The sequence below is a fragment of the Stenotrophomonas sp. Steno-Z4 genome (assembly GCF_056393145.1).
This window is the reverse complement of sequence record NZ_JBWJPC010000001.1, coordinates 633,090-645,666: the sequence shown is the minus strand read 5'-3', so window position 1 is coordinate 645,666 and position 12,577 is coordinate 633,090. Positions and strand designations below refer to the sequence as shown.

Annotated in this window: 12 protein-coding genes; all 12 read left to right on the top strand. The window is 69.2% G+C overall.

The window, feature by feature from the left end:
- Positions 1-115 precede the first annotated feature (115 nt).
- The 12 genes from AC06E7_RS02860 (at position 116) to AC06E7_RS02805 (ending at position 12,548) form a co-directional block, all read left to right on the top strand.
- A complete protein-coding gene (locus AC06E7_RS02860; RefSeq protein WP_038686523.1) occupies positions 116-1,174 on the top strand; it encodes a pilus assembly protein PilM in 1,059 nt (352 codons plus the stop codon).
- Complete coding sequence (locus AC06E7_RS02855) at positions 1,174-2,013, top strand: PilN domain-containing protein (protein WP_478062906.1); 840 nt, start codon at positions 1,174-1,176, stop codon at positions 2,011-2,013. The genes AC06E7_RS02860 and AC06E7_RS02855 overlap by 1 nt, the downstream gene beginning before the upstream one ends.
- Entirely contained in the window at positions 2,010-2,684 is a 675-nt protein-coding gene (locus tag AC06E7_RS02850; RefSeq protein ID WP_068853871.1) for a type IV pilus inner membrane component PilO, read from the top strand. Before AC06E7_RS02855 ends, AC06E7_RS02850 begins: the two co-directional genes overlap by 4 nt.
- Before the next feature lie 35 nt (positions 2,685-2,719).
- Positions 2,720-3,217, top strand: coding sequence for a pilus assembly protein PilP (locus AC06E7_RS02845; protein WP_237334367.1), 498 nt, complete (start codon positions 2,720-2,722; stop codon positions 3,215-3,217).
- A 20-nt stretch (positions 3,218-3,237) separates the two neighbouring features.
- On the top strand, positions 3,238-5,220 hold the full coding sequence (locus AC06E7_RS02840) for a type IV pilus secretin PilQ (protein ID WP_320457638.1): 1,983 nt from the start codon (positions 3,238-3,240) through the stop codon (positions 5,218-5,220).
- A 126-nt stretch (positions 5,221-5,346) separates the two neighbouring features.
- A complete protein-coding gene (locus AC06E7_RS02835; RefSeq protein ID WP_320457637.1) occupies positions 5,347-5,616 on the top strand; it encodes a YkgJ family cysteine cluster protein in 270 nt (89 codons plus the stop codon).
- A 92-nt stretch (positions 5,617-5,708) separates the two neighbouring features.
- Entirely contained in the window at positions 5,709-6,740 is a 1,032-nt protein-coding gene (locus tag AC06E7_RS02830; RefSeq protein WP_414715846.1) for an AAA family ATPase, read from the top strand.
- A 7-nt stretch (positions 6,741-6,747) separates the two neighbouring features.
- On the top strand, positions 6,748-7,674 hold the full coding sequence (locus tag AC06E7_RS02825; RefSeq protein ID WP_478062903.1) for a DUF58 domain-containing protein: 927 nt from the start codon (positions 6,748-6,750) through the stop codon (positions 7,672-7,674).
- Entirely contained in the window at positions 7,671-8,132 is a 462-nt protein-coding gene (locus tag AC06E7_RS02820; protein ID WP_478062902.1) for a DUF4381 family protein, read from the top strand. Before AC06E7_RS02825 ends, AC06E7_RS02820 begins: the two co-directional genes overlap by 4 nt.
- The gene (locus AC06E7_RS02815; RefSeq protein WP_478062901.1) at positions 8,129-9,130 is read left to right on the top strand and encodes a vWA domain-containing protein; all 1,002 of its coding nucleotides are present in this window, start codon (positions 8,129-8,131) and stop codon (positions 9,128-9,130) included. Before AC06E7_RS02820 ends, AC06E7_RS02815 begins: the two co-directional genes overlap by 4 nt.
- Complete coding sequence (locus tag AC06E7_RS02810; RefSeq protein WP_478062899.1) at positions 9,127-10,866, top strand: tetratricopeptide repeat protein; 1,740 nt, start codon at positions 9,127-9,129, stop codon at positions 10,864-10,866. Before AC06E7_RS02815 ends, AC06E7_RS02810 begins: the two co-directional genes overlap by 4 nt.
- Positions 10,863-12,548: a BatD family protein gene (locus AC06E7_RS02805; protein ID WP_478062897.1), complete on the top strand. Its 1,686-nt coding sequence runs from the start codon at positions 10,863-10,865 to the stop codon at positions 12,546-12,548. Before AC06E7_RS02810 ends, AC06E7_RS02805 begins: the two co-directional genes overlap by 4 nt.
- The last annotated feature ends 29 nt before the right edge of the window (positions 12,549-12,577 follow it).

The window sequence follows — 12,577 nt, the reverse complement described above, 5'->3', positions numbered from 1 at the left end:
GAAACGTGTCGTAAGTACACGTTTTGCACGTTGATGGTTGCGAATTGCAAAAAAAACGTTATTAATGCGCGGGCGCAAGTTTTGCGTCCAAGTGCCCGTCGGCAGGGGAGAAACCGTGGGGCTTATCCCAAAAAGCCAGTCGCCGCTTATTGGCGTCGACATCAGCTCGACTGCAGTAAAGCTCTTGCAGCTTTCCCGCAGTGGCAATCGTTTCCGCGTGGAACATTACGCCGTGGAACCACTACCGCCGAATGCGGTGGTGGAAAAGAACATCGTGGAAGTGGAGGCCGTGGGTGAGGCCATCCGCCGCGCGGTGAACCGTTCAGGCACCAAGGCCCGGCATGCCGCCGCCGCCGTGGCCGGCTCTGCGGTCATCACCAAGCTCATCCCGATGCCCGCTGACCTGGACGAGAACGACATGGAAGCCCAGGTCGAGCTCGAAGCGGTCAACTACATCCCGTACCCGATCGAGGAAGTGAACCTCGATTTCGAGGTGCTGGGGGCGATTCCCAACAACCCGGAAATGGTCCAGGTGCTGTTGGCGGCGTCGCGGTCGGAGAACGTGGAGCTGCGCCAATCGGCGCTGGAGCTCGGTGGCCTGACCGCCCGGGTGATGGACGTGGAGGCCTTCGCGGTCGAAAACGCCTTCGCGCTGGTGGCCAGTGAACTGCCGATCGCCAGCGATGGCGTGGTCGCGCTGGTCGACATCGGTGCCACCATGACCACCCTGAACGTGCTTCGTGGCGGGCGCAGCCTGTACAGCCGCGAACAGGTGTTCGGTGGCAAGCAGCTGACCGACGAGGTCATGCGCCGCTACGGCCTGACCTACGAGGAAGCGGGCCTGGCCAAGCGCCAGGGTGGGTTGCCGGAAAGCTACGAGATGGAAGTGCTCGAGCCGTTCAAGGAAGCCACGGTCCAGCAGATCAGCCGCCTGCTGCAGTTCTTCTATGCAGGCAGTGAGTTCAACCGGGTCGACCACATCGTGCTGGCCGGCGGTTGCGCGGCGCTGGCCGGTCTGCCGGAGATGGTGGAGGAACAGCTGGGCGTGGCCACCGTGGTGGCCAATCCGCTGGCGCAGATGACGCTGGGTCCGAAGGTGCAGGCGCATGCCCTGGCCCAGGACGCCCCGGCGCTGATGATTGCCACCGGTCTGGCGCTGAGGAGCTTCGACTGATGGCAAGAATCAATCTATTGCCCTGGCGCGCCGAGCGGCGCAAGCAACGCCAGCGCGAGTTCATGACCATGCTCGGCTTTGCGGCCATTGCAGGCGTGGTGCTGTCGGCGCTGATCTGGTTCTACTACGACCGCCAGCTCAGTGGCCAGGAGGACCGCAACGCGTTCCTCACGGCCGAGATCGCGCGGGTCAAGGAGCAGAACAAGGAAATCGACCGCCTGGATCGCCAGAAGGACCGCCTGCTGGCGCGCAAGAAGGTGATCGAACAGCTGCAGGCCAAGCGCTCGCAGATGGTGCACCTGTTCGATGCGCTGGTCCGGACCATCCCTGATGGGCTGGTGCTGACCGCGTTGAAGCAGGAAGGCGACATCCTCACCCTGGAAGGGCGCACCCAGTCCAACGCCCGGGTCAGCGCCTACATGCGCAACCTGGAAAGCTCGGGCTGGATGACCAAGCCGGAACTGTCGGTGATCGAAGCCAGGAAGCCGGAAGAAGAGAAGGACAAGCCGATCGGCCCTGTCTCGGACATTTCCGCGCTGCCGTACGTGTTCGTGGTCAAGGTGACGCTGCCCGCGCAGAGCGAAGCGGTCGACGGCATCGCGCCGGATGGCACCGTGGAGGCACCGGGCACCGACCCGAATGCCGCGCCTGCCGCTGCCCCCGCCGTGGCCCCGCTCGCGCCGGCGCCGGCAGGAACTGCCGCACCGGCACCTGCGCCGGGCACTGCTCCGGCACCGGCCGCTGACCCGGCTGCACCGGCGCCTTCGGGCAGCCGTATCGTTCCCGCCCCGGCAACGCAACCGGCGGCGTCCAGCACGCCGCAGAAGGGGGCCGCATGAGCCAGAAGAAAGTCAACCTGAAGGACCTGGACTTCAACAACATCGGGAGCTGGCCGCAGCAGGCGAAGATCGTCTTCTGCGCCCTGTTGACCGTGCTGATCGTCGTGCTTTCGTGGTTCCTGCTGATCAGTGGCAAGAGCGACGAACTGGCATCGCTGGAGCAGACCGAAGTCTCGCTGCGCGCCGATTTCGAGAAAGAGCAGGGCCGCGCGGTCAACCTGGAGCCGCTCAAGCAGCAGCTGGCCCAGATGGAGCAGGTGCTGCAGCAGATGCTGCGCCAGCTGCCCAGCAAGACCGAAATGCCGGACCTGATCATCGACATCTCGCAGACCGCGCTGTCCAGCGGCCTGGTCAACGAGCTGTTCCAGCCCGGTGAGGAAGTGCCCAAGGAGTTCTACGCCGAAAAGCCGATCGCCCTGCGCATGGTGGGCAGCTACCACCAGTTCGGTGCGTTCGTCAGCGGCGTGGCTTCGCTGCCGCGCGTGGTCATCCTGACCATGCACGACATCAACCTCAAGCCCAAGGACCCCAAGACCGGCATCACCGCGCGCAGCGGCGCGCTGGAACTGTCGGGCACGGTCAAGACCTACCGTTACCTGGACGACGTGGAAATGGAAGCGCAGGAGAAAGCGGCCGCACAGGCAGCAGGCCCGAACGGAGGCAAGCCATGAACCTGGCCAGCACCGCACGGGTATGTGGCCTGCTGATGCTGGTCCTGTTGGCGGGCTGCGCACGCAGCATCTCCAGCACGCCCGGTGACGCGCCCAACCTGGAAAAGTGGGTCGCGGACGTGCGCGCCCGCCCGGCACCGCCGCTCGAACCGCTGCCTGTCATGCAGCAGTTCGAGACCTTCGAGTACTCCGCGCAGGGGATGCGTGATCCGTTCACCGACGCCTGGGCCAACCCCCAGGCCGGCGGCTCGGGCCTGCGCCCGGATCCGAACCGCCGCAAGGAGCCGCTGGAAGCCTTCCCGCTGGACTCCCTGGACATGGTCGGTTCGATCGGCAAGGGCAGCGCACTGGTCGCGCTGGTGATGGCGCCGGACAAGGTCACCTATCGGGTGCGTCCGGCCGTCTACATGGGGCAGAGCGACGGCCGCGTGACCGGGGTCTTCGAAGACCGGATCGAACTGATTGAACTGGTGCCGGATGGCGCGGGCGGCTGGCTGGAACGGCCTGCATCGCTTGCGCTTGAAGATCAATGAATGATTATGGGGATAGCACGATGACCTTTTCCAACGCCATGCTGCAGCGTCCCGACCGGCGCCCGAAGCTGATCCACCTGTGCGCGCTGGGAGTCGCGCTCATGGTGGCCAATGGCACCCTGATGGCGGCCACGCCGGCCGCTGCAGCCACGACCCAGGGGGTCGGCCCCGCGCCGGCCGCCGCACCGGCCTCGCTGGCGGTGTCCAAGATCGATTTCAAGCGCGGTGAAGACGGCAGCGGCCGGCTGATCCTGCAGTTCGATGGAAAGGGCGCCAACCCGGACCTGCGCAGCCAGGGCAACAGCGTCGTGATCGACGTGGGTAACGCGACCCTGCCGGCGAACCTGCAGAAGTCGATCAACGTGGTCGACTTCGCCACGCCGGTGCAGCGCATCGATCCCAAGCCGTATGGCGGTGGCACCCAGCTGGTGCTGGACACCAACACGGCCTTCGAGTCGCTGGCCTACCAGACCGGCAACGAGTACGTGGTCGAGATCAGCGCCCGCAAGAGCGCCCCGGCCACCGGTGCGATCAACGCCACCACGGTGACCCAGGCGGCCACCGCGGTCGCGCAGCGTGGCTACAGCGGCAAGCCGGTGACCTTCAACTTCCAGGACGTGCCGGTGCGCACCGTGCTGCAGTTGATCGCCGAGGAGTCCAACCTGAACATCGTGGCCTCCGACACCGTCGAAGGCAACGTCACCCTGCGTCTGGTCAACGTGCCGTGGGACCAGGCACTGGACATCGTGCTGCGGGCCAAGGGCCTGGACAAGCGTCGTGACGGCGGCGTGGTGTGGGTGGCCCCGCAGCCGGAGCTGGCCAAGTTCGAGCAGGAGAAGGAAGACGCCCGCATCGCGATCGAGAACCGCCAGGACCTGATCACCGATTACGTCCAGATCAACTACCACAACGCCGCGCAGATCTTCAAAGCGCTGACCGAGGCCAAGGGTATCGGCGGCAGCGGTGGTGGTGGTGGCAGCGGTGGCGGTTCCGGCGGCAGCTCGCAGGAAGACAGCGGGTTCCTGTCCTCGCGTGGCCGCCTGGTGGCCGACGAGCGCACCAACACGCTGATGATCAGCGACATCCCGAAGAAGGTCGCGCGCATGCGCGAGCTGATCAACGTGATCGACCGCCCGGTCGACCAGGTGCTGATCGAGAGCCGCATCGTGATCGCCACCGATACCTTCGCGCGTGAACTGGGTGCCAAGTTCGGCATCACCGGCAGCCGCGACAACGTGTACTTCAGTGGCAACACCAGCACCAACCACGAAAACGTCACCAGCGACGGCGAGAACGCGACCGAGTACCAGGAAGCGCTCAACGAGTGGGCTGCCGGTGGCGGTACCGGTCCGATCCCGGTGCGTCCGCCCCGTACCATCAACACCGGTGGCCTGAACTGGAACCTGCCGGTGGCCGCGGCCAGCAACCCGGGTTCGCTGGCACTGTCGATCCTCAACGCCGGCTACCTGCTGGACGTGGAGCTGTCGGCGATGCAGCAGGAATCGCGCGGTGAAGTGATCTCCAACCCGCGCGTGGTCACCACCAACCAGCGCGAAGCGGTGATCAAGCAGGGTAAGGAAATCGGCTACGTCACCATCACCGGCGGCACTGGTGGCCAGGCGGCGACGCCCAACGTGCAGTTCAAGGAAGTGCTGCTCGAACTGAAGGTCACCCCGACCATCACCAACGACAACCGCGTGTTCCTGAACATGGCGGTCAAGAAGGATGAGGTCGAAAGCTACATCGTGCTGGAAGGCTACGGCCAGGTTCCCTCGATCAACCGCCGCGAAGTCAACACCGCCGTGCTGGTCGATGATGGCCAGACCGTGGTGATCGGTGGCGTGTACGAGTTCACCGACCGCAACAGCGTCAACAAGGTGCCGTTCCTGGGCGACGTGCCCTTCCTGGGCAACCTGTTCAAGAAGCGCAGCCGCAACAAGGACAAGGCCGAACTGCTGGTCTTCGTCACCCCGAAGGTGCTGCGCGTGGCCAAGACCAACTGAGCCGCTGATCCAGCACACGGTGGTAAGCAAGGATCCGGTGCCCGCAAGGGCGCCGGATCTTTTTTTGGCTGTTCGTTCCCCGGGAGCGGTTCAGGGCAGGGCAAGGGCGCCGCGCTATCCTGCCCCATGGCCCAGGCACACTGCTCCGGTTGCACCGCGCAATGCTGCCGGCTTACTGCCGTGCTGGCGCCGTCGGAGTGCGTCCCTTCGAATCTGACCACCGAGATTGCCGATGGCGTGCTGGCCATGGCCAAAAGCCCTGACGGCTGGTGCGTGGCGCTCGACCGCGAAACGATGTCCTGCGGCATCTACGCGGAACGGCCGATGGTCTGCAGGCGCTTTGAAATGGCCGGCCCCTACTGCAGCGCCATCTTCGACGGTGCAGGACGGGCGTAGCCGTGTTCAGGCAATCTTGATCCCGCAGCGCCGCCAGCCCTGCCATCATGTGCGCGGAACCTTACGCCTGTTGCGTGGGTCAGATGGACGCCATGAACCTGCCACCCCCCATGCCCGCAATCGACCCCACGCCCTTCGTTGACACCCCCGAACACGACCGCCTGCATGCCGGCTTCCGCGCGCTGCGGGACTCGCTCGCGGCCGAGATCGTCGGCCAGGACGCGCTGGTCGAGCGCCTGCTGACCGCACTGCTGGCCGATGGCCACCTGCTGGTGGAAGGCGCCCCCGGGCTGGCCAAGACCACGGCCATCCGCGCACTGGCTGCCCGCCTGGAGGCCGACTTCTCGCGGGTGCAGTTCACCCCGGACCTGCTGCCCGCCGACCTGACCGGCACCGAGATCTGGCGGCCGCAGGAAGGGCGCTTCGAATTCGTGCCCGGTCCGATCTTCCACCCCATCCTGCTGGCCGATGAGATCAACCGGGCCCCGGCCAAGGTGCAGTCGGCGCTGCTGGAGGCCATGGGCGAGCGCCAGGTCACCGTGGGCCGGCATACCTATGCGCTGCCGGCGCTGTTCCTGGTGATGGCCACCCAGAACCCGATCGAGCAGGAAGGCACCTTCCCGTTGCCCGAAGCCCAGCTGGACCGGTTCCTGATGCACGTGCGGATCGGCTATCCCGACTCCAACGCCGAAGCCGAGATCCTGCGCCTGGCCCGCGAGCGCGCACGTGATGCGCTCGGCACCGCGCCGGCGGCGCCGGCGCGCATGCCGCTGGACGACGTGTTCGCCGCCCGCCGCGCGGTGCTGTCGCTGCACATGGCGCCGGCGCTGGAGCGTTACCTGATTGAACTGGTGCTGGCCACCCGCGACCCGGGCCGCTATGACCCGGCGCTGGCAAAGCGCATCGCCTGGGGTGCCAGTCCGCGCGGCTCGATCGCGCTGGAGCGCTGCGCGCGGGCACGCGCCTGGCTGGCCGGACGCGACTTCGTGACCCCCGAGGACGTGCGCAGCGTCGCCCCCGACGTGCTGCGCCACCGCGTGCTGCCCAGCTATGAAGCCACCGCCGAAGGCTGGGATGGCGAGCGGCTGGTGGCCGAGCTGCTGGCCCGCATCCCGGTGCCTTGAGATCCGCATGACTGCCCCGGATGACACTGCTGCCGATGCGCTGGCGGGCAACGGCGTGCAGCCGAGCCTGGCCGAACTGGTCGCCTTGCGGCGCAGCGCGCACCGGCTGGCACCGGCGCGACGCGGGCGGCTGGCGCATGCTGGCCAAGCGCCGTCGCCGATGCGTGGGCGTGGCATGGAATACGCAGAATCGCGCGAGTACGTCGCCGGCGATGACGCGCGGCACATCGACTGGCGGGTGACCGCGCGCACAGGTCGCGCGCATACCAAGCTGTTCCAGGCCGAACGCGAACGCCAGACATTGCTGGTGGCCGATACCGACCCGGTGCTGTACTTCGGCACCCGGGTGCGCTTCAAGTCAGTGCAGGCCGCGCGGGTCGGTGCCGTGGCAGCGTGGCTTGCGCAACGCCAGGGCGACCGCCTGTCCGCACTGCGCGGCAGCCGCAGCGAAGCACCGATCCCACCGGCCGGCGGTACGCGGGGCGTGCTCCGCGTACTCGACGCTCTGACCCGCTGGTACGCCGCGCCGCCGCCCGACGACGCCGGCCTCGACCACGCACTGCAGCAGGCCGCGCGCGTGCTGCGCCCTGGCGCGCGCGTGGTGGTGCTGGCCGATCCGGCGCGCGCGGCCGCCATCGACATTCCGCGCTGGACCGCGCTGGCCATGCACCATGAAGTGCAGCTGATGCTGCTGGCCGATCCGCTGGAGCTGGCGCCGCCGGATGGCGTGCTGCCGTTCCTGTCGCAGGGCCGGCAGGTGGTGCTGGACCTGCACGATCGTGCCGTGCGCGAACACTGGCATGCCCGCTTCGTCGAACCGCTGGAAGCGCTGCAGCGCAGCCTCGGCGCCCGCCGCATCCAGGTGCACGTGGTCAGTACTGACGATGCCAGCGACTGCTGGCTGGGCCCGCTGCCGTCGGCGGTGGTTGCATGAGCGCGGCCACCTCGCTGCCGCTGCGCGACGTGCACCTGCCGCCCATCCCGTCCTGGTGGCCGCTGCCCTTGGGCTGGTGGCTGGTGCTGGCGGCGCTGGCGCTGGTCGTGCTGTTGGCCTGGGCGTGGCGCGCGCATCGACGGCGCCAGCAGCGGCGCTGGCTGCGGCTCTTCGACACGACGGTCGATGCGGCGCAGCACGGCACTGCCCAGGTAGCCGCAATGGCTGAACTGCTGCGCCGCGCCGCGCGCCGCCGCCAACCGGGCGCGGAACTGCTGCAGGGCCAGGCCTGGCTGGAATTCCTCGATGCCCCCGGCAGCCGCGCCTTCTCCGACGGCGATGGACGCCTGCTGCTGGACGGGGGCTACCGTCGCAGCCTCGACGCTGCCGACGTGCAGCGCGTGCGCGACCTCGCGCGCGCACGCTTCCTTGAACTGATCGACAGGCGCGGCCGATGAACCCGGGCCTGTCTTCCGTGCTGCCGTGGCTGGATGCGCTGGCCTGGCCGTGGGCGTTGTTGGCATTGCCGCTGCCGTGGCTGATGCGCTGGTGGCCACGCCGCAACGCAGCGCCCGCGCTGCGCGTGCCGTATGCCGCCGGTGCGCTGGCCGAACTCGGCCAGGCCAGTGGCGTGGCCGGCTGGCGGATCGGACGCCTGCTGCTGTGGCTGGCCTGGGCCTGCCTGTGCGTGGCCATGGCCCGGCCACAGCAACTCGGCGAACCGGTCACCCCGCCGCAGCAGGGCCGGCAGATGATGCTCGCCGTGGACGTCTCCGGCAGCATGAGCGAACCGGACATGATGCTGGGCAACCAGGTCGTGCAGCGTCTGTCCGCGGCAAAAGCGGTGCTGGCCGATTTCCTCGACCGCCGTGCCGGCGACCGGGTCGGGCTGCTCATCTTCGGCGAACGTGCCTACACGCTGACCCCCATCACCGCCGACCTCACCACCGTGCGCAACCAGCTCACGGACAGCGAAGTCGGCCTGGCCGGCCGCGACACCGCGATCGGCGATGCCATCGCACTGGCGGTCAAGCGCCTGCGCGAACAGCCCGAAGGCCAACGCGTGCTGATCCTGCTGACCGACGGCGTCAGCAACGCCGGCGTGCTGCAGCCCCTGCGCGCGGCCGAACTGGCCAAGGCCGAAGGCGTGCGCGTGTATCCGGTGGCATTCGGCGGCGACGGTGGCATGAGCCTGTTCGGCGTGCAGATCGCCGCCGGCGACGACCCGGTGGACGAGGCCACGCTGCGCCGCATTGCCGAACTCACCGGCGGCCGTGCGTTCCGCGCGCGCAACACCGACGAACTGGCCGGCATCTATGCCGAGCTGGACCGGCTGGAACCGATCACCGCCGCAGGCGCGGCGGTTCGCCCCTATATCGAACGCTATGCGTGGCCGCTGGCGCTGGCCATGCTGCTGGGTGGGCTGGGCTGGCTGCTGCCGAGGCGCTGGGCATGAATACCCTCTTGAACCACGTGCATCTGGCGCGCCCGGCACTGCTCTGGGCGCTGGCCGCGCTGCCGCTGATCGCACTGCTCTGGACCTGGCGCCGCCGGCGCAGCAGCGTCTGGCGGCAGAACGTGGATGCGCACCTGCTGCCGCACCTGCTGGTGGCCGGCGGGCGCCGCGCCTGGAGCGGGCTGGCGCTGCTGTTGCTGGGCTGGACACTGGCGGTGGTGGCCCTAGCCGGACCGGGTTGGCGACAACTGCCGCAGCCGCTGTGGCAGGCACCGGCGCCGCTGGTGGTGGCGCTGGACCTTTCCTCGCGCACCACCGCCACCGACCTGCCGCCGTCGCGCCTGCTGCAGGCGCGGGCCAAGCTGGCCACGCTGCTGCGCGAGCGCAGCGGCGGGGAAGTGGCGTTGCTGGCCTACGCCGACGATGCGTTCACCGTTGCACCGTTGACCGGCGACGCCGCCAACGTGGCGCTGTACCTGGATGCGCTGGCCCCGGACGTGATGCCACGCGACGGCCAACGCGCCGACCGTGCGATTGAAGCGGGGGTGCTGTTGCTGCAGCAGTCCGGCGCCAAGGGCGGCGATATCCTGCTGCTGACCGACCGTGCCGATGACCCCGCACGTGCTGCCGCCGCTGCCGCCAAGGCGCAGAACATCCATGTCTCGGTACTCGGACTCGGCACTGCGGCCGGTGCTGCGTACCGCAGCGGCGATGGCCAGATCGCGCGCGCGCAGCTGGAGCCGGACACGCTGCGCGCGGTGGCCGATGCCGGCGGGGGTCGCTACGCGCCGGTGGCCGACGACGAAGGTGATCTGAAGGCGCTGGGCGTGCTGACCCCGCGCGCCAGCGCAGGCGAGCAGCAAAGCCGCGAAGGCGAAGGCCTGGCCTGGCGCGACGAAGGCTTCTGGCTGCTGCCGCCGTTGATGCTGCTTTCGCTGTGGGCCTTCCGTCGCCGTGGCGTGGCGGCCGTGGCCCTGGTCTGCGTGATGCTGCCACTGGCCATGCCCGCGCCCGCGCAGGCCGCCGAACGCAACTGGTGGCAGCGCGCCGACCAGCGCGACCAGCAGCGCGTGGCCGAGGGGGTGGAAGCCTACCGGCGAGGCGATTTCCAGACAGCACAACAGCAGTTCGAGGGCGTGAACGACGCCGAGGCCCGCTACAACCTCGGCAACGCGCTGGCCCGGCAGGGCCAGTACGACGCCGCAATTGCCGCCTACGACCAGGCGCTGGCCCTGCGCCCGGGCATGGCCGACGCGGTGGCCAACCGTGCCGCCGTGGATGCCGCGCGCAAGCGCAAGCCGCCACCGGGTGGCGGGCAGCAACCGCAGCAGCAACAGCAGAAGCAGAATCAGTCGCAGCAGTCCCAGCAGCAACAACAGCAACAACAGCAACAACAGCAACAGAAACAGGACCCCTCCCCGAAAGGCGAGCAGGGCCAGCCCAAACCGGGGCAGGGCACGCCGCCGCAGGACCCGCAGGCGGGCAAGCCCGATCCGGGCGAGCAGGCGCGGGCCGATGCGGCCCAGCGCGAGCGCATGCGCCAGGCATTGGAAAAACAACAGGGCGACGCCGGCAATACCCCGGCGCAGCGCCGCGAGGCGAATGAGACGCCGCAGCAGCGCGAGCAGCGCCAGGCGGTCGAAGCGTGGATGCGGCGGGTGCCCGATGAACCGGGCAACCTGCTGCGGCAGAAATTCCAACTGGAAAGCGAACGCAGGAAACGGGACGGACAATGAGCGCAGCATCCCCCACGCAACGTTGGTGGCGCGCCTGCGCCTGGCTGCTGCTGGGCGTGAGCAGTCTGGCCCAGGCCCAGCCCCGCGCGTGGCTGGATCGCGATGCGATCAGCGACACCGACACGGTCACGCTCAATATCGAGACCGATGCCGGCGCACCGGATTACGCTCCCTTGCAGGCCGATTTCGAGCTCAGCGGCCAGACCAGCAGCCGCCAGGTGCAGTGGAGCCAAGGCGCGATGCAGTCGCGCTCGTTGTACGGCGTAGCGCTCAGCCCCCGGCGCAGTGGTGTGCTGACCATCCCCGCGCTCCAGGTGGGCGCGGCGCGGACCGCGCCATTGCAGTTGACCGTGGCCGCCAGTGCCGCTGCCACCGCCGCCGTGCCCGGCAACGCCACTGCCTTTGTCGAAATGGAGGTCGATGACGCCAGCCCTTACGTGCAGCAGAGCGTGGGCGTGGTGGTGCGCCTGTACTACGCTTCGCAACTGCTGTCGGGCGAACTGGGCGTGGATGCGCCCGAAGGCGCCTCGATGCAGCGCGTCGGCGAGGATCGCAGCCTGGTCCGCGAGATCAACGGGCGGCGCTACAACCTGGTCGAGCGCCGCTATCTGCTCATTCCCGAACGCAGCGGGCCGCTGGTGCTGCCGGGCGCGCGCTTCAATGGCCGCAGCGCGGGCGGCTTCTTCGATGACCTGTTCGGCGGCGATGGCCGGCTGCGCGCCAACGCGCCCGATCGCACCCTGCAGGTGCAGGCACAACCTGACGCCGCACCGCAGCCGTGGTTGCCACTGCACGACCTGCGCCTGCGCTACACCGCCGCGCCTACCCGTGCCCGCGCCGGCGAGGCGGTCACGGTGGTAGTGGAAGCGGTGGCCGACGGCGCCACCCGTGCGCAGTTCCCCGAGCTGCCGCCGCTGGATGCCGGCCCGGGCGCGCAGGTGTTCGCCGAGCCGCCGCAGTACGACGAAACCTTCGACGGCAGCACCCCGCGCCTGACCCTGACCCGCCGCTATTCGGTGGTGCCCCGCCAGCCGGGCACCCTGGTGATTCCCGGCCCGCGCATGGCCTGGTGGGATGTGCGTGGCCGCCAGGCGCGCACCGCCTCGCTGCCCGACCTCAGCCTGGCCGTGGCCGCCGGCGCCCCGGGGACGGTGCCGCCGCCGACCGCGCTGGATACCACCTCGCCCTTGCCCGGGACCACCGCCACGCCGTCCGACGCCGTCACCGTGGCGGCCGCGGCCAGCCGCCCCTGGGGCTGGATCGCAGCAGCGGCCGGCTTTGCGGCGCTGTGGCTGCTGACCCTGGCGTGGGCGTGGCGGCGCCGGCGCGTGGCAGCGCCCGGCGCATCCCACGCGGCGGTGGGGCCGGCTGCCTCCGCACAGGTCCCGTCGCGCGGCGAGCTGCGCCGCGCCCTGGACCACCAAGGGCTGGACGAGATCGTCGCACTGCTCGGCAGAATGGGCGGCGTACACGGCCTGGATGCCGTGCTGGCGCGGCTGGCCGACCCGGCCCAACGGCAGGCCCTGAGCGACATGCAGGCCGCGCGCTGGAGCCGCGACGGGGGCGATGCAACCCAGGCGCGACAGGCGCTGCGCCGCGCCTTCCATGACGGACCGCACTGGCAGCCGCCGCAGACTGCAGAAAATACTGGGCTGGCGCCGCTCTATCCTTCGGGACGCTGAGCGGCCCCCGGGCCGGGTTGGCCGGCTTT